The 18217-nt window shown below is 47.6% G+C and carries 17 protein-coding genes; 10 read left to right on the top strand and 7 right to left on the bottom strand.

The annotated features are described in order from the left end of the window. Nucleotides 1–132 precede the first annotated feature (132 nt). Genes C8R14_RS04225 through C8R14_RS04215 form a run of 3 tightly spaced genes read left to right on the top strand, consistent with a single transcriptional unit; the run spans nt 133 to nt 4545 of the window. On the top strand, nt 133–372 hold the full coding sequence (locus C8R14_RS04225) for a hypothetical protein (RefSeq protein WP_011634475.1): 240 nt from the start codon (nt 133–135) through the stop codon (nt 370–372). Next, the gene (locus C8R14_RS04220; protein ID WP_011634476.1) at nt 365–1591 is read left to right on the top strand and encodes a putative porin; all 1227 of its coding nucleotides are present in this window, start codon (nt 365–367) and stop codon (nt 1589–1591) included. The genes C8R14_RS04225 and C8R14_RS04220 overlap by 8 nt, the downstream gene beginning before the upstream one ends. A gap of 11 nt (nt 1592–1602) precedes the next feature. After that, on the top strand, nt 1603–4545 hold the full coding sequence (locus C8R14_RS04215) for a bifunctional diguanylate cyclase/phosphodiesterase (protein ID WP_242500152.1): 2943 nt from the start codon (nt 1603–1605) through the stop codon (nt 4543–4545). Between the two features lie 70 nt (nt 4546–4615). On the opposite strand, the gene C8R14_RS13460 is transcribed toward C8R14_RS04215, so the two are convergent. The 5 genes from C8R14_RS13460 to leuS form a co-directional block, all read right to left on the bottom strand. Next, complete coding sequence (locus C8R14_RS13460) at nt 4616–4786, bottom strand: hypothetical protein (RefSeq protein WP_160803492.1); 171 nt, start codon at nt 4784–4786, stop codon at nt 4616–4618. Nucleotides 4787–5023: 237 nt separating this feature from the next. Next, on the bottom strand, nt 5024–5440 hold the full coding sequence (locus C8R14_RS04210; RefSeq protein ID WP_011634478.1) for an OsmC family protein: 417 nt from the start codon (nt 5438–5440) through the stop codon (nt 5024–5026). Beyond that, a complete protein-coding gene (gene holA / locus C8R14_RS04205) occupies nt 5441–6514 on the bottom strand; it encodes a DNA polymerase III subunit delta (protein ID WP_011634479.1) in 1074 nt (357 codons plus the stop codon). A gap of 14 nt (nt 6515–6528) precedes the next feature. Further along, nucleotides 6529–7023, bottom strand: a complete 495-nt coding sequence (locus C8R14_RS04200) for an LPS-assembly lipoprotein LptE (protein WP_011634480.1) — start codon at nt 7021–7023, stop codon at nt 6529–6531. Between the two features lie 19 nt (nt 7024–7042). Further along, a complete protein-coding gene (gene leuS / locus C8R14_RS04195; protein ID WP_011634481.1) occupies nt 7043–9649 on the bottom strand; it encodes a leucine--tRNA ligase in 2607 nt (868 codons plus the stop codon). Between the two features lie 154 nt (nt 9650–9803). Here leuS and queA point away from each other — a divergent pair, with 154 nt between their 5' ends. From queA to ubiE, 7 genes are all read left to right on the top strand, one after another. Beyond that, nucleotides 9804–10844, top strand: a complete 1041-nt coding sequence (gene queA, locus C8R14_RS04190) for a tRNA preQ1(34) S-adenosylmethionine ribosyltransferase-isomerase QueA (RefSeq protein ID WP_011634482.1) — start codon at nt 9804–9806, stop codon at nt 10842–10844. Further along, nucleotides 10841–11926, top strand: coding sequence for a tRNA guanosine(34) transglycosylase Tgt (tgt, locus tag C8R14_RS04185; protein WP_011634483.1), 1086 nt, complete (start codon nt 10841–10843; stop codon nt 11924–11926). Before queA ends, tgt begins: the two co-directional genes overlap by 4 nt. 64 nt (nt 11927–11990) lie before the next feature. Then, nucleotides 11991–12455, top strand: a complete 465-nt coding sequence (gene yajC / locus C8R14_RS04180; protein ID WP_011634484.1) for a preprotein translocase subunit YajC — start codon at nt 11991–11993, stop codon at nt 12453–12455. 86 nt (nt 12456–12541) lie between these two features. Next, entirely contained in the window at nt 12542–14389 is a 1848-nt protein-coding gene (gene secD / locus C8R14_RS04175) for a protein translocase subunit SecD (protein ID WP_011634485.1), read from the top strand. Nucleotides 14390–14413: 24 nt separating this feature from the next. Beyond that, nucleotides 14414–15346, top strand: a complete 933-nt coding sequence (gene secF / locus C8R14_RS04170; protein WP_011634486.1) for a protein translocase subunit SecF — start codon at nt 14414–14416, stop codon at nt 15344–15346. Nucleotides 15347–15385: 39 nt separating this feature from the next. Beyond that, nucleotides 15386–15763 (top strand): gamma-butyrobetaine hydroxylase family protein, encoded by a 378-nt coding sequence (locus C8R14_RS04165; protein WP_011634487.1) that lies wholly within the window; start codon nt 15386–15388, stop codon nt 15761–15763. Nucleotides 15764–15812: 49 nt separating this feature from the next. Continuing rightward, nucleotides 15813–16547: a bifunctional demethylmenaquinone methyltransferase/2-methoxy-6-polyprenyl-1,4-benzoquinol methylase UbiE gene (gene ubiE, locus C8R14_RS04160; RefSeq protein ID WP_110332562.1), complete on the top strand. Its 735-nt coding sequence runs from the start codon at nt 15813–15815 to the stop codon at nt 16545–16547. Between the two features lie 52 nt (nt 16548–16599). Here ubiE and speB read toward each other — a convergent pair whose 3' ends face one another. Both speB and lspA read right to left on the bottom strand, forming a co-directional pair. Beyond that, a complete protein-coding gene (gene speB, locus C8R14_RS04155; RefSeq protein WP_011634489.1) occupies nt 16600–17568 on the bottom strand; it encodes an agmatinase in 969 nt (322 codons plus the stop codon). A 163-nt stretch (nt 17569–17731) separates the two neighbouring features. Then, nucleotides 17732–18214: a signal peptidase II gene (lspA, locus tag C8R14_RS04150; protein WP_011634490.1), complete on the bottom strand. Its 483-nt coding sequence runs from the start codon at nt 18212–18214 to the stop codon at nt 17732–17734. Between the last annotated feature and the right edge of the window lie 3 nt (nt 18215–18217).

Raw genomic sequence — 18217 nt, 5'->3', positions numbered from 1 at the left:
TCTCGGCAAACTTCTCTCGGCTGATGTCACTGGCGTATTTTGGTCTCTTCATCTATTTATTATCAGGGGTGAGAAACAGATTGTAAACAGACTCTTAGAACCTGGCAAAGCGGTGTACCGATCCGGGTTTTCGTGCTGCCTGACGATGCGCCGTTACACGGTATATTTGCCAAAAAGAAACTCAATGTCTTCCCCTATCAATTACGCCTCGCATGGGATCGCCTGGTCTATTCAGGAACCGGGCAAGCACCACTCGTCGTGTACTCCGAAGAAGAGATGCGTACAAAAATTGCGACGACACCGGGATCAATCGGTTATTTAAGTGAAATCAAGATTGATGGAAGTGTCCAGGTCGTTCATATCAATGAATAGCAAAAAATTTTTCACCAATCCCTTTTTGAGCATCGCAGGGTTACTTCTGACTCTTTTCGCACCATCCGGATTTGCTGATGGGCATCAGGGAGTACAAATTCTGAAGCAGCTGCAGGTACATGGTTTCCTTAGCCAGGGATATATCAAGACAACCGGAAACAATGTTTTCGGTCACAGCAACAACTCGGGCAGCTTTGATTTCAGGGAAATGGGCGTGACAGCCTCTCTGCGCCCGCTACCCAGATTGCAATTCTCCGGACAGTTACTTCACCGCAGGGCGGGAGAAGGCAGTGACGGTGGCATCCGTATTGATTTTGGCTTCCTTGATTACAATTTTATTAATACGCCCGGGGTAGAACTTGGCTTGCGCCTGGGCAGAATGAAGAATCCGTTTGGGTTCTATAACGATACCCGTGATGTGCCCTTTACCCGGCCAAGTATACTGTTACCTCAATCAATCTATTTTGATCGGACCCGCAACCTGGCACTGGCTTCGGATGGCGCTCAGCTGTACGGAGAATCACGCACAGATTGGGGAAATATTACCATTCAGCTTGGTGCTGCTTTTCCGCAGGTAGATGACAAAGATACCGAAACATCTATTTTTGGTCATACAACCCCGATCCGAGGATATCTGAAAAGCAGGCTTTCATATATCGGCCGTATCCTCTACGAACTGCCTGACGGGCGGCTACGCCTGGCTGTCAGCAGCGCTCAGCTCAATGTTGGCTATGATCCCAGCCAAAATGATATTTTTGAATCGGGTTCATTCAGATTCTCTCCCCTGATTCTGTCAGCGCAATACAATGCAGAACGCTGGAGCATAACTTCAGAATATGCGTTACGTTATTCTCGCCGTCATGGTTTTGGCAACCCCAGACTTGATCAGAGTTCTACCGGGGATAGCTTCTATCTGCAAGGTATCTACCGGTTCCTTCCAGGCTGGGAAGCTGTATTGCGCTACGATCTGCTTTTCGCCAACAGAAAAGATCGCAACGGCAAGAAATTTGCAGCCGTAAGCGGCCATCCGGCATACAGTCAGTACGCCAGAGATTTGACGGTAGGATTACGCTGGAATATTACTCCATCCATCATGCTGAGCACTGAATATCATCGGATCAATGGAACTGCCTGGCTTTCTCCACTGGATAATCCGGATATCACCAGTACTAAGAAAAACTGGAATCTGTTTGCCGCACAAATTTCCTATCGGTTCTGATGCAAGATCAAGTGAAACCTGCCATCTCCGAGAGGCCAGTTGATTTAAAAAATACTGGCCATAAATTTTTTCGGATATTTATCGGGCTAAGCTGGAAAATTTCCCTGCTGAGTAGCCTGATTTTACTGCTTGTGGTAACCACGTTCAGCATGATCAACTACAACAGCCTGATCGATAGCATTGATCAACAAAGAGAAACACAATACCAGCGTTACGCTAGAGAAATAGAAAGCCTAATCGGGCGCAATTCTGAAAGTTTACACGGACTCGTCAGAGTTATTCCCTACTTAAAAGGGATGAAGGCCAGCCTGCAAGCAGCTAACTCACAGAAAATACTCACAACCTTTGAACGGTACTGGACATTGTTCCAGATTCAGAGCGATATCGAAGATATTCGTTTCTACAGTTCTTCCGGATCATTGCTTGCACGGTGGGGCAACTTTGATGCCAATGCATACCGGGACAACCTTATTCTTGAGCATGTTCGTGAAGTCAATACGCGTGAACATCCTGCTACGTTGATGATCTGTGTTGAAAGCTGTACTCAATATATCATTGAGCCATTGCTGATTGATGGGGTACGAACGGGTGCCATTGTTATTGGCTCTTCTCTGGTTGATGTTTTTTTGAATTTCAAACGTGCTTCCGATTCTGATATTGGCCTGTTTGTCGGACGTACTGTGAATAACACACACAACAACATACTGTCAGATAACAATGCTTTCATGGGGATACCTGAATGGAATGTCTCCATTACGGCTCTGACAAACAGCGGTAAAAATCTCACCATCCTGAGCAAAGTAGCCAAAAGTCACCCAAATCTTGCAGAAATTGAACAAGGTATCCAACATGAATGGAATAACAGACATTATCAGATCAAGCTGCTCCCGCTGCATGGTATCCGTATACCTGACCAAGGGCAGCTGGTTATCATTACCGAAGTAACTGATACCGTCCAGGCAATCCAGAATTCCATTTGGCGTATTGTCGTCATCGGGCTGATCGGGATGATATTTTCAGAGATCATCTTGTTCAGCATGATTTCAAGACCGCTATCCCGCCTCAAATATATCGTATCGCTCCTGCCATTACTGGCCGGGAGAGGATTCGGCAGTTTCCGCAGCGCTCTTTCCTCGCACTGGCGAAGGCGTCGGTTGAATGATGAAATTGATCTTCTGCACGATGCATCACTCACGCTTTCACATAAGCTTGAAAAATTGGAGGAAAAAGTTGCCTACCGCACCCGCATGCTGGTTCAACAACGTGACGAACTCAGCAAGGAGAAAGATTTTATTGAGAATCTGCTGGATACGGCACAAGTCGTCGTCCTGACACAGGATGCCAGCGGAAAAATAATCATGACTAATACATACGGTGAAATACTGACCCGGTACAGCGAAGAGGAGCTGCAGGGCAAGCACTTTATGGAGCTGTTGGCGCCGGATGGTGAGCAATATAATCTGGATGTATATTTACTGGAAATCCGTAAGGGAAATCGTGATCAGTTACGGCATGAAGCAATCGTACTATGTAAAGATGATTCAAAACGGAATGTTGCCTGGCTCCATTCTCGCCTGACGTGGCAATCCAAGGATGATCCTTCCGTGATTCTTTCCGTTGGACTCGACATTACCGAGTACAAGCGGGTGGAGGGTCATCTGGCGTGGCTTGCTGATCATGATCCACTGACAAATCTGTACAACCGCCGCCGTTTCAGTGAAGAACTGGAACAGATTCTCAGTTGGGCGGAAAGATATCAGCATCCCGGGGCATTGCTGTTTTTCGACCTTGATCGATTCAAGTTTGTAAATGATACCAGTGGTCACCAAGCGGGTGACGCGATGTTGAAAATGGTCGCTGACATGTTATCCCGTACCGTTCGTACGGCTGATATTGCTGCCCGGTTGGGTGGGGATGAATTCGCTGTTATCCTGCCTGAAATCATGCCCGGAGCTGCCATTGAAGTTGCCAAAAAAATTCTGGCCCGGCTGGGTGAAACACAACTTTCACTTAATGGCAGAACACACAATATTTCAGCCAGTATCGGCATTGCGATCTTTCCCGAACATGGAAATAATGTTCACGACTTGCTGGCCGCTGCTGATCTTGCAATGTATCAGGCCAAGGAAACGGGGCGTGGAACCTGGCATCTGTTTTCCAGCGATGATCAATCACGTGAACGCGTGCGTACACTGGTTTACTGGAAAGAAAAAATTGAATACGCCAATGCGCATGATCGTTATCTGCTCTATCTGCAGCCCATTCAAACCTTGCGCGACGGAATGACCCATCATTACGAAGTCTTGCTGCGTATGCAGGATGAAGACGGAACCATTCATCCTCCTGGAGCATTCATCCGTGCAGCAGAACATACCGGCCTTATCCACAAAATCGATCATCTGGTGCTGCACAAGGCAATTGCATTGGCCGCAAGAATCAATCGAGCAGAAAATAGGCGCATTGGCTTCTCCATTAACCTGTCAGCACACGCCTTTAACGATCCGGAACTATTACCGACCATCAGCCAGGCGCTTTCAGTTAACCAGATTGATCCTGGCCTGTTAATGTTTGAAATAACAGAAACAGCTGCCTTGGATAATTTACCCGGGACACGTGGCCTTTTGTATGATCTCAAGCAACTCGGCTGTGGTTTTGTATTGGATGATTTTGGGGTGGGGTTCTCTTCTTTCTATTATCTTCGTGAATTGCCGGTTGATGCGGTCAAGATCGATGGCTCGTTTATCCGTAACCTGGCGAGCAATCCCGATGATCAGATACTTGTCAGTGCACTGTGCAGCGTAGCAAAGGGATTTGGTAAAAAAATCACTGCAGAATTTGTTGAAAACAAGGAAATACTGAGCATCCTTGACAAACTGGAGGTCGATTTTGCACAGGGCTATTACATCGGCATGCCAACCTTGGCAGAAAAACTCTTCCCTGATACTAACGGCTAATGATTAAAGAATTATGCGGATAAAAAAACCGCCCCGAGGGGCGGTTAGAAAATTTGAACCATATCTCTTCTCAATTTTTGTTTTGTTCTGTCTTAGGTTCAGACTTATCTACATTGTCAGGCATGGAATCACGTTCCATTGACATGCTGGGTGGATAGTTGGCGGGTTTATCCGTATCAAGACATCCAGTCAAAGTAACAGCTGTAATCATTGCGGCAATCAGTATATGTAAGAGTTTCATTTTCCCTATCTCCCTATAGCTATTTAAAAATAATATAGTGTCTTTCTCTACACTTTTTCTGCCTGGCCTTCGTTCCCGAAAAACCAGCGCTCGCTATTATTATCAGAATAAAAATTTATTGTCCAGAAATTTATAAGCGGCGTGTAGACTGACTTTGAGATCGTTTTGGAACTCATTGAAAGTTTGGAAAAATCAATATCCCCATCCTGTTTTAATCTGTATTTTTAAAGTGCCTATTTAACCAGCAATAACTTCATAATCGTGCGTGATGTTAACTGTCGCCTTCAGCATCATGGAAGCAGAGCAGTATTTTTCGGCAGATAAACTGATTGACCGTTCCACTTGCCGCAAATCCAGGTTCCTCCCGGCAATGATGAAATGCAAATGAATATGGGTGAACACTTTCGGATCTTCAGTTGCACGTTGCGCATCCACTTCAACCTGGCATCCGGTAATTTCCTGACGACCTTTACGCAAAATATGTACGACATCAAAGGAGGTACACCCTCCCAGGCCAAGCAATATCATTTCCATTGGACGTGGGCCTTGATTTTTCCCGCCTGCTTCCGGTGCGCCATCCATGAGTACAGAATGCCCGCTCCCAACCTGTCCGAGAAAACTGACTCCTTCCTGCCATGCAATTTTTACTTTCATTTATTTTAGAGATAAGTTGATCGTAAATAGAAAACTATTCCTTTCGATTGCCTTACAACGATTGTCATCAACAGCAAAATACATCCCGAGCTTTAAAAGCGCTTCCCAGATATCTCCTTTCGTGACTCCCTTGATCATTCGATCAATGGCAGCCGCCTGCAGCAAAGCCCGCACCAGCAATTGATAGTGAGTACGGTGAAAGATACCTGCAATCAGTTTTTGCCTTGAAGGCCACACGCGCAATGCTGCCATGGCTTGTTCCAGCGTCATACCCCGACTGGAGTTCTTGGTCAGGTGGATTTTTATCAGCAAACGAATCTGCTCTGACAAAATAGCCAGTATCAGTGGCGGAGCTACCCCCTCCCCCTGCAACCCCTCCAGAATACGGTTATAACGTACCATATCGGCTGTCAGCATAGCTTCCGGCAGCTGCAGCACATCAAAGCGTGTAACATCCAGAATGGCATTCCTGATCTGCTCAAAAGTTAATTTACCGACAGGATAGAGTAATCCCAGCTTTTTTATTTCCTGATGAGCTGCCAGCAGATTACCTTCAACCTTATCCGCAAAGAATTGCAATGTATCCCGATCCGTTGTTTGCTTCTGCTGCCCAAGACGCTGTTTGATCCAGTGGGGCAACTGATCACGCCTGACCGGTTTTATTTCGGTGATCCGGCCGGTACGTTCGAATGCCTTGAACCACTTGCTGGCACGTCCCTGTTTATCAATTTCCGGTAACGTCACAATGGTCACGGTATCGCGCGGCAGATGCTGACAAAATTTTTCGATAATCATACTGCCTTCCCTGCCCGGTTTACCGGATGGAATACGTAAATCAAGTATGCGACGTTCGCTGAACAGGGAGGATTGACGTCCCCAATGAAACAGGTTTATCCATTCAAATCGCTGATCAATCGTAAAGATTTCACGCGCAATGTAACCCTGATCTTTGGCATGGGCACGAATCCGGTCGGTTGCTTCCGTGACCAACAGTAACTCATCCCCCAGCACAACATACAGAGAGGCAACACCTTCACCAGGTTGACTGGTCACAGGCTTCGGATCTAGTCGCATGCGTTATACACATCTCACCCGAGGGTAACAGCCGTAATCTGGCGAAGAATCTGTTGTACGGCATCTTTCTGCATATCCTTGTACAGCATTTCTTCCTCTGCTGCCTTGGCCAGCTCCTGTGCATCCAGGTACGGAAGAATGCGTGTCAACCTGATTTCCTGCAAGGGTGCCAGCTCGGTATTATGTGAATCCAGCAGCCGAGCAGCTACCCGGTAAATTAGCTCAAACTCACGTACCCTTCCTCCCTCCGAGAGAGAAAGAATTCTTTTTTCCCGGATCGCATGCACAATCTGAACAACTGCGTCGGATTTTTCGATCTTCTTTACTACTCGTGCTTGCGTATGGGTAGTAATTACTCGCTCAAGATCAGAGCCAATAGTCATCCCTGCAGGCGCTCTAATATAGATCCGCTCAAAAGGAAGTTCGGAAACCTGCCCGCGCAACTTGAAGCCACAGGCAGCCAGATTCAATACCAGCAAGATGGACAGTAAAGCTCGCAACGTTATCATCCGCAAAATACCTGTTTTGTTAAACAACAATATTGACCAGTCTTCCCGGCACGATAACTACCTTCCTGATTGGCTGCCCGGCAATATTCCTCTGAACATGCTCATGCTCCAGAGCTATCCGCTCAATAGTGGCCTGATCTGCTTCCCTGGCAATACGTATTTGCCCGCGCAACTTGCCATTGATTTGAACCACGATTTCGATTTCATCCTGGATCAGCGCCTGCTCATCTGCCTGTGGCCAAGGCTGATCAAGCAGCTCAGTACCAGGCCTGAGTTCACGCCACAAGATATGACAGATATGCGGAACAATGGGTGAAAGCAGCAGTACGCTGTTTTCCAGCGCTTCCTGCATGAGCTGGCGTGCAGCTGGGCTGATATCTTGTACGCCGGCCAGCTTGTTCATCAGCTCCATCACCGCAGCAATTGCGGTATTAAACGTGTGGCGCCGTTCAAGATCATCAGTTACCTTGACTATCGTCTGATGCAATTGACAACGTAAATCCCGCAGATCGGCTGGATATTCCAAATGCGGTATTGCGTCAGTTGCAGACATGTCACTTCCCTGCTGCCTGTGCAGATAAACCTGTCGCCATAGCCGTTTGAGAAAACGGAAAGCACCTTCGACACCGGCATCTGACCATTCCAGTGTCTGCGTGGGCGGGCTGGCAAACATCATAAACAAACGGGCAGTATCGGCACCATATTGTTCGATAATTTCCTGCGGGTCGATGCCATTATTTTTTGATTTCGACATGGTGCCAATACCACCGGATTCAACCGGCTGACCATCTGCCTGCAGCACGGCACCGATTTTTTTCCCTTCTGCATCATACTGCACATCGACTTCTACCGGATTGAAGTACTGAATCCGGCCGTTGCCGGTTTTACGGAAAAATATTTCATTCAGCACCATACCTTGCGTCAGCAGATTGGCAAAAGGCTCATCGAATGACACCAGCCCGAGATCACGCATGACTTTACTCCAGAAACGTGAATACAGCAGATGCAGGATGGCGTGCTCAATGCCACCGATATATTGATCAACCGGCAACCAGTAATTGGCTCGCTGATCAGTCATAGCAGCCTGCTGATCCTGACAAGCGTAACGGATGAAATACCAGGAAGAATCAACAAATGTATCCATGGTGTCGGTTTCACGATGCGCCTGCTGCCCGCAGCGCGGGCAGGTACACTCATAGAACGACGGTGTTTTTGTCAGTGGATTACCGGAGCCATCCGGCACCAGGTCTTCCGGCAAAGTAACGGGTAGCTGATCATCCGGTACCGGTACCACACCACATTGATCACAATGAACCAGCGGAATCGGGCAACCCCAGTAACGCTGCCGTGAAATGCCCCAGTCACGCAGACGATACCGTACACGCTTCTCCCCCTGTTCCTCCAGTTTCAGCTTCGTAGCGATAGCATCAACCGCATCCATTGATTTCAGACTGGAAAATTCGCCGGAATCAAATGTCACACCATAACCAGTAAAAGCCTGCGCAAGTGGTGCAGGTAATTCACCATCTTCCGGCTTGATAACAGGTCTGATTGGCAAAGCATACTGGCGGGCAAAATCAAAATCGCGTTCATCATGCGCCGGCACTGCCATAACAGCCCCTTCGCCATAGCTCATCAGCACATAGTTGGCGACCCACACCGGCAAGCGTTCGCCCGTCAATGGATGCAGGACATACAGCCCGGTAGCCATGCCTTTTTTTTCCTGGAGCGCCAGCTCGGCTTCCATAGTTGCGCCTTGCCGGCAGGATTCAATAAAAGCGGCCAGCTTGGGCTGATTTTGTGCTGCGTATAAAGCAACCGGATGTTCTGCAGCCACTGCCACATAAGTCGCTCCCATCAGCGTATCCGCCCGGGTGGTAAAGACTTTCAGCGCTTGCGGCATTCCGGATGCAATATCTGGTGAAAAAATAATATCCACGCCGTAGCTTTTACCAATCCAGTTAGCCTGCATAGCTTTTACACGCTCCGGCCAACCAGGCAAATTCTCCAGACCAGCCAGTAGTTCATCCGCATAACGGGTAATAGCCAAGTAATAACCGGGGATTTCCCGTTTCTCGACCACCGCTCCGGTACGCCAACCACACCCATCAATGACCTGCTCATTGGCCAGTACGGTCTGGTCAACCGGATCCCAGTTGACTACCTGTGTTTTCTGATACGCAATACCCTTTTCCAGCATGCGCAAAAACAACCATTGATTCCAGCGATAATATTCTGGATCACACGTGGCCAGCTCCCGCTTCCAATCGATAGCCAACCCCAGACTCTGCAACTGGCTACGCATGTAGGCGATATTGTCATACGTCCATTTTGCAGGCGGCACACCCTTCTGGATGGCAGCATTTTCAGCCGGTAATCCAAATGCATCCCAGCCCATCGGCTGCATGACGTTATACCCCTGCATACGACGATAACGCGACAATACATCCCCGATCGTATAGTTGCGCACATGCCCCATATGCAACTTGCCAGAAGGATAAGGAAACATGGACAGGCAATAATATTTCGGCTTATCAGGTATTTCGGTTGTATTGAAAATGCCCGTTTCCTGCCAGCTTTGCCGGGCCTGTTGTTCTATTTCCTGTGGATGATATTTTTCTTGCATGGATAGATGGAGTTTTCTGACGGATGAAAATTAAAAAATTAATTATACAGTCAACCATTCTGACTGGCAGAAAGCTCCTTGCAAAAACCTCTCATTGCGACACTCTTTCCTAAAAAATACAGGCCCTTTACTGGTCACCGGTATAATCCGCAGCATGAAAACTGATGATTTTGATTTTTCCCTTCCTAATGAGCTAATTGCACAGCTTCCACTCGCAAACCGGGCAGATAGCCGAATGCTGTATATAAACAGCCGTCAATCTGATTTACGTGATGCGGCTTTCAAGGATCTGCCTGCTTACCTTAAACAAGGTGATGTGATCGTGTTCAACAATACTCGTGTTGTCAAAGCCCGGTTGGCAGGCTTCAAATCCACCGGCGGCAAGGTCGAAGTCATGATTGAGCGTATTCTGGGCACACATCAGGCACGAGCATTGATCCGCGCCAGTCATGCGCCGGCGATTGGTTCCACGTTATTGCTGGAAAATGCGATTACCGTGCAGGTAGAAGCACGTGAACAGGATATTTACACACTGCGCTTCATACACTCACAGCCACTCATCGAATTGCTTGATCAATATGGACACACTCCGCTACCTCCCTATATTGGACGCATAGCCACAGCTTCTGATGAAAGTCGTTATCAGACTGTTTTCGCCCAAGAAACTGGAGCGGTTGCAGCCCCCACTGCAGGCTTGCATTTTGATGAAACCATGCTGACAACATTACAGACTCTGGGGATAAAAATTGCTTGGGTCACCTTGCACGTCGGCGCTGGAACTTTCCAGCCAGTGCGCGTGGAAAATATCAATCAGCACATTATGCATACCGAGCAATACCATATCCCGACAGAAACGATAGAAATTATACGGAGATGCAAGGCCGGTGGTGGAAGTGTGCTCGCAGTTGGCACCACCAGCTTGCGTGCACTGGAAGCCAGCGCGTTGATTGGCGATGGCGAGCTGGTTGCTGGATCGAACGAAACCAATCTGTTTATTACTCCCGGATTTCAGTTCCGCGTTGTAGACCGACTGCTGACCAATTTTCATCTGCCTCGCTCCACCTTATTGATGCTGGTATCCGCTTTTGCTGGCATAGAGACTATTCGTCATGCCTATCAGCACGCCGTTAATAATCATTATCGTTTTTTCAGTTACGGGGATGCCATGCTGATTGAGGGCGATAGCCGATCATGAAATTTCAGCTGCATTGCCACGACCATCACGCCAGACGAGGAACGTTGACGCTTGCCCATGGCATGATAGAAACACCGGCCTTCATGCCGGTTGGCACTTATGGTGCAGTCAAAGGATTATCTCCAGACGAGCTACAAACCCTGGGGGCCGAAATCATTCTGGGCAATACTTTTCATTTATGGTTGCGCCCCGGGCTAGAAGTGATTGAAGCGCATGGCGGATTGCACCGGTTTATGCACTGGGACGGGCCTATCTTGACCGATTCAGGCGGATTCCAGGTATTCAGCCTGGGCGCGTTACGCAAAATCAGCGAAGAAGGGGTACGTTTCCGCTCGCCAGTCAATGGCGATACCTGCTTTCTGACACCGGAGGAGTCCATGCGCATCCAGCGTGTGCTGAATTCGGATATTGTCATGATTTTCGATGAATGCACCCCCTATCCGGTCGATATGCAAATTGCCGAAGATTCCATGCAATTGAGTCTGCGCTGGGCTGAGCGCTCGAAAGCAGCGCATGCCGGTAATCCAAACGCACTGTTCGGTATCGTGCAAGGTGGCATGTACGAATCGCTGCGCGATCGCTCAATAGCCGGTTTGTATAATATTGGTTTTGATGGATACGCTATTGGCGGATTATCCGTAGGCGAACCCAAGCTGGAAATGCAGCGGATCCTCAGCCATACCGCGCCACAGCTGCCGGTAGACAAGCCACGTTATCTGATGGGGGTAGGCACGCCTGAGGATATTGTTCGTGCTGTTGAACAGGGTATTGATATGTTCGATTGCGTGCTGCCTACCCGCAATGCACGCAATGGCTGGCTCTATACCAGCCAAGGTGTTCTCAAGCTGCGCAACAGCCGTTACCGGCTGGATACCTCCCCGCCGGATGAAAATTGCGATTGCTATACCTGTCGCCATTTTACCCGTGCCTATCTGCATCATCTGCAGCGCACCGGAGAAATGCTCGGCGCCCGGCTCAACTCGCTGCATAACTTACACTACTACCAACGGCTCATGTCTGATATCCGTAAGGCGATTGAAGCTGGTCAGTTTGAACAGTTTGCATGCAGATTTTCCGGCTAGAACTTCATGCTAAAATACATAACGATTCAGTTTCCATTCATACCCAATTGAAGGAGAAGACCTTATGCTCATAAAAGAAGCTTTCGCCCAGGCCGCCAATAGTACGGCTCAGACTTCCGACCCCACTCTGATGAGCTTTCTACCCATGATTGGTATCGTGGTCATTTTTTATTTTTTGCTGATCCGTCCGCAAACCAAGCGGGCCAAAGAGCAAAAACAAATGCAGAACGAATTACAGAAAGGTGACGAGATTATCATCAGTGGAGGAGAACTGGGCCGAGTTGTGAGCACCGGAGACAGCTACCTCACCATGGAAATTGCAGTAGGCGTTGAAATTACCGTACTCAAATCTTCCGTTCAAACATTATTGCCCAAGGGAACGCTCAGAAGCATAGAAACCGGCAAAAGCAGCCGGGCACTCAAAAGCGGCAAGCAGAAATCTAATGAACCCCGCCAGGCCGAACCGGAAAATAAAGAAACTGAAATCAGTGAAGCTGATTCAACAAAACAGGATAACGAAAAGAATTAATTTACCGGTATGCTCCGCTCTTTTTCGATTATCTGAAATTGTGGCGTAACTTCCGGCACCCCCTTTCTTCTGAAATACTGGCCATTATGAACCGCTACCCCCTCTGGAAATATATCGTCATCGCTGTTTCAATCCTGCTTGGACTGCTGTACACCCTGCCTAATTTTTTTGGTGAATCCCCCGCTGTTCAGATTTCACCACTACGAGCTGACGTACGGACCGATACAGCACTTTTGCAACGTTTGGAACAAGTCCTTAACCAGCAAAATCTTCCGTATAACGGAACAATACTGGAAGCAACCGGGATCAAAATCCGGTTTGCCGATACAGATACTCAGATCAAGGCGAAAGATATTCTAAGTTCCGAAGTTGGTAGCGATTATGTTGTTGCACTAAACCTGCTGCCCAACTCCCCGCAATGGATGCGTCACATTGGTGCTTTGCCCATGTATCTGGGTCTGGATCTACGCGGCGGAGTTCATTTTATGTTGCAGGTGGATATGGCAGGTGCGCTCACAAAATCCCTCGATCGTTTCAGCGCTGATCTGCGCAGTACATTGCGTGAGCAAAGGATCCCTTCTGCCGGTATTGAGCGGGATCGGTCAAAAATTATAATCAGATTCCGCGATGAGCAAGCACGGGAAAAAGCAATTACGGAACTTGGAAAAGCATTTGAAGATCTCGCTTTTCAATCAGAAGAGGTTGGCGGAGAAGCACGTCTGACAATCTCCATCAAGCCGGAAGCACTAGTGCGTATGCAAAATACTGCCGTCCAGCGCAATATCACCACGCTGCGCAACCGAGTCAACGAGCTGGGTGTGGCAGAACCGATTATTCAGCAGGCAGGGGCCGATCGGGTAATCGTGCAGTTACCGGGTGTACAGGATACTGCCAAGGCGAAGGATATTCTGGGCAGAACCGCCACGCTGGAAGTACGCATGGTCGATGAAGAGGGTGATATTGATGCCGCCTTGCGCGGATCAGTTCCTCCTGGCACCGAATTGTTCACCGAGCGCGGGGGTGGCCCACTCTTGGTCAAAAAACAGATCCTGCTTACCGGTGACCGTATCACGGACGCCCAACCCGGATTTGATCAGGATCACCAACCTGCTGTCCATTTGACACTAGACAACAATGGTTCACGAATTTTCAAGCAGCTAACACGTAATAACGTAGGTAAGCGCATGGCCATTCTGCTGGTGGAAAAAAATCTGACCGAGGTGGTTACTGCGCCGGTTATTCGCGAAGAAATCGGTGGCGGGCGCGTACAGATCAGCGGAAAAATGAGCAGTATTGAAGCACGTGATGTTGCTCTGCTGTTGCGTGCGGGTGCGCTGGCTGCCCCCATGGAAATCGTCGAGGAGCGTACGATAGGACCAAGCCTGGGAGCTGAAAATATCTCCAAAGGCTTCAATTCGACTCTGTTTGGTTTCCTGGCGGTAGCCACATTCATCATGGCTTATTACTCGGCCATTGGTGTCATCTCTGTTGTGGCACTCGCCATCAACCTGCTGTTTCTCATTGGATTGCTCTCAATCTTGCAAGCGACATTAACACTCCCCGGAATGGCCGGAATGGCGCTGACTGTCGGGATGGCAATTGACGCAAACGTACTGATCAATGAACGTATCCGCGATGAAATCCGCCATGGTGCTTCACCACAGGCAGCCATCCATGCCGGGTATGAGCGTGCATGGGATGCGATTATCGATACCAACCTAACCACGTTACTGGCTGGCCTTGGCTTGATGATATTCGGTAGCGGGCCGATAAAAGGTTTCGCTGTCGTACTATGTCTGGGAATTCTGACCACACTCTTCAGTGCAGTCACCGTTTCGCGCGCAATGGTTAATCTATTGTACGGAAACCGCAAACTTGCGCGTGTCCCGATCGGAACCATCAAAATATCGAAGAAAAGTAGCAACAAACATTAAAATACTCACTGAAACTGGATAACCATGGATTTTTTCAGATTCGAACGCGATATTCCTTTTACTCGCTGGGGAAAATTATCAATGACTTTTTCCCTGATCATCTCCATCCTGGCGATTTATTCTCTCGTCACAAAGGGATTGAATCTTGCAGTAGATTTTACTGGCGGCACCGTGATGGAAATCAGCTACCAACAGCCTGCTGATCTCGATAAAACCCGCAAAGTCCTTGCCAGCATCGGAATGCCTGATGCAATTGTGCAGAATTTCGGGACATCCCGGGATGTCATCATCAGACTTCCTGTCAAGGCAGAACACACCGGGGGCAATTTGTCCGAGACTGTTATGACAGCGCTCAAAAAGGATGATCCCTCAGTTGAAATGAGGCGGGTGGAATTCGTAGGTCCGCAGGTTGGAGATGAGTTATTGGAAAATGGCTTGCTGGCAATGCTGTTTGTTTCCATGGGCATAGTTGCCTATCTGGCTTTCCGATTTGAATGGAAATTTGGTGTTTCTTGTATTATTGCCAACCTGCATGACGTATTAATTATTCTGGGTTGTTTCTCCTTTTTTCAGTGGGAATTCGACCTGACTGTTCTGGCTGCTGTACTGGCTATCCTGGGCTATTCGGTAAATGAGTCTGTAGTCATCTCTGATCGGATTCGAGAAAATTTCCGCAAATTACGTAAAGCAGATGTAACGAGAGTAATTAATAACGCTATTACCGAAACTATGTCGCGCACCGTAATTACTCACGGAAGCACACAACTGGTTGTGATCTCTATGCTTTTATTTGGTGGAGAGGCATTACATAATTTTGCGTTAGCACTCACAATTGGCATTTTGTTCGGTATTTATTCCTCCATCATGATTGCCAGCCCGATACTTCTATTACTGGGAGCCAAGCGAGAAGATCTGGTCAAAATTGAACGTAAACCTCAGGAAGAAGCTGTGCCATGATGTTGTTTTTGGTATCTCGAATAAAAAATTTTTGATTTTATGGCTGGACTCAATCCACAAACACCCATTCCTACAGAGTTAAAGTTGTATCGTAAATCAGGAGTGTTAAGTGTAACCTTCAACGATGGGAAATCCTTCAGATTTCACTGTGAATTCCTGCGAGTTTATTCACCTTCTGCTGAGGTACGTGGCCACGAGCCCGGCCAGGAAGTTTTACAAACCGGTAAAAAGGATGTAACTATCACACATATTGAACCAGTTGGCCGGTATGCTGTGAGGCTGGATTTTTCTGATGGCCACAATACTGGATTGTATTCATGGGACTTACTTTATGATTATGGCTTGAACCAAGAAATCATGTGGCAAAATTACCTGCAACGACTGGGAGCTTCCGGCAGTAGCCGCGAAGTAAAATAGCAATACTTTCCGCTAAACATTAATTACTCATTCGGAATATATCCTCAGAATAATGAATGCCACACACTTTGGTTTTACAACTGTTTCAGAAACAGAAAAAGCTCGTAAGGTTGCAGAAGTCTTCCATTCGGTAGCAGCACGTTATAACCTGATGAATGACCTGATGTCCATGGGATTGCATCGTCTGTGGAAAAAATTTGCAATCGATGTCAGCGGTGCGAGAAGAGGTGACAAGGTATTGGATATTGCCGGTGGAACCGCTGATTTAACCGCTTTATTCCGGGAGAAAGTAGGTGACGCAGGGGAAGTCTGGCTGACCGACATCAACAATTCCATGCTGTCAATTGGCCGTGATCGTATGCTGAATGATGGTAAAAGCGTACCGGTTGCTCAATGTGATGCTGAAAAACTACCCTTCCCGGATAATTATTTTGATCGGGTTTGTGTCGCTTTTGGTTTGAGGAACATGACACATAAAGATATTGCTCTCCGGGAAATGTGGCGTGTGTTATCCCCGGGTGGTTCGCTCATCGTGCTGGAGTTTTCCAAGGTGTGGAAACCACTGCAGCCTTTGTATGACACTTACTCATTTAAGGCTCTCCCGTTTATGGGGAAAATTGTTACCCGTGACGATGCCAGTTACCGCTATCTCGCAGAATCTATTCGGATGCATCCCTCCCAGGAAGATCTGAAACAGCTCATGCAACAGGTTGGATTTGAACGGGTTGAATATTTCAATCTGACAGCGGGCGTTGTAGCACTGCATCGCGGATATAAATTCTGATCTTGCTGTTTGGTACGGAACACATGAATCTGTCCACATATTCAAGCAGGATTTACAACAGCCCGTCAGCTTTGCGTTTTGCCAGCAGACAAATCAAGTCGCAAGCAATATGTGCTGCAGCCAGTGCGGTTATCTGACTGTGATCATAGGGCGGAGATACTTCTACGATATCCATTCCAATCAGGTTGATTGCAGTAAGCCTGCGAATGATTGATAACGCCTGTGCGGTTGATAACCCCCCACAAACCGGTGTGCCTGTGCCCGGCGCATAAGCAGGATCAAGGCAATCGATATCAAACGTAAAATAGGCTGGCTGATTACCGACGATACGTTCAATTTCTGCAACCACTGCATCTGTCCCCTCCCGATGTACTCGATCAGCATCCAGAATATTAATCCCCATGAAATCATCATTCCAGGTACGAATACCAATCTGTACCGAATGCTTGATATCAATCAAACCATCCTGCACTGCTTTGTAAAACATGGAACCATGATTCAGTGAAGCTGGAGAATTATCTGGCCAGGTATCACAATGCGCATCAAAATGGATTAAAGACAGTGGAGTGCCAGTTTTCTCTACATGTGCTTTCAACAACGGATAAGAAATAGAGTGATCACCACCGAACGTCAACATGCGCGCACCAGATGCCAGAATATGTCGGGCATGATCGATAATCGCCTCATGAATCGACATTGGATTATGTACATCAAGAAAGCAGTCTCCAAAATCGATCACAGCAAGATTTTCGAATGGATCAAATCCCCATGGATAAGGTTTGAGCGAAGCCACTTCAGCGGAAGCCTGGCGAATTCCCAGTGGTCCGAACCGGGCGCCAGAACGGTAAGATACCGCCAAATCCAGTGGAATATCGCTGATCACCAGCTCGGCACCTGTCAAGTCTTTCCGAAAACTGCAACGCATAAAAGAAAGTATGCCCGAGAAGGTCGGTTCACGCAGCATGCCATAAGGTGTTTTGCGTACTATTGCTCCATCAATTTTGACAGGGCCGTTCGACATGATCTGGTTTTGTTTCCTTTATCGTTGAATGTACTTATATGACGTGGTTAGAATCTCGCTGCCATGATGGTATCCTGGTAGTAGGCAGGATAGACCATTGATCCTAATATGGTAAGGTAAATCAGTTCGCGCTGATCACAGACAAATCCCTGAAGATTCTGTCTCACCCTTCCTGAATAGAATCGTTCTGTCTATTCAGGATCCCGTCCAGAATCAACAAGCACGCTCCGCAGACTATGGCTGAATCAGCAAGATTAAATGCTGGCCAATGATAACCACTCACGTGAAAATCCAGAAAATCGACAACATGCCCCAGCATAATCCGATCCCAGAGATTGCCCAATGCCCCCCCTAGAATAAAGCTCAACGCAATACAAAACAGCCGGTTTGTTGTGTTCTTGTACAACAGATAAATAATCAGAGCTGATACAAGAAGAGCAATTGCGCTCAAAAACCAGCGCTGCCAGCCAGAAGCATTACTCAGAAAACTGAAGGCTGCTCCTGCATTGTAGGCAAGTACAAGATTGAAGAATTCAGTGATGACAATCTGCTGACCATACGATAAATTAAGCTCAACCCAGCGTTTGCTGAGTAAATCCAGCATCAGGATGATTGTGGCTAAACTCAGACTGAAATACAGTTTCATCAC

The organism is Nitrosomonas eutropha (assembly GCF_003201195.1).
Lineage (GTDB): Bacteria > Pseudomonadota > Gammaproteobacteria > Burkholderiales > Nitrosomonadaceae > Nitrosomonas > Nitrosomonas eutropha.
The sequence above is the reverse complement of the archived record's forward strand: the minus strand, read 5'-3'. Positions and strand labels throughout refer to the sequence as shown.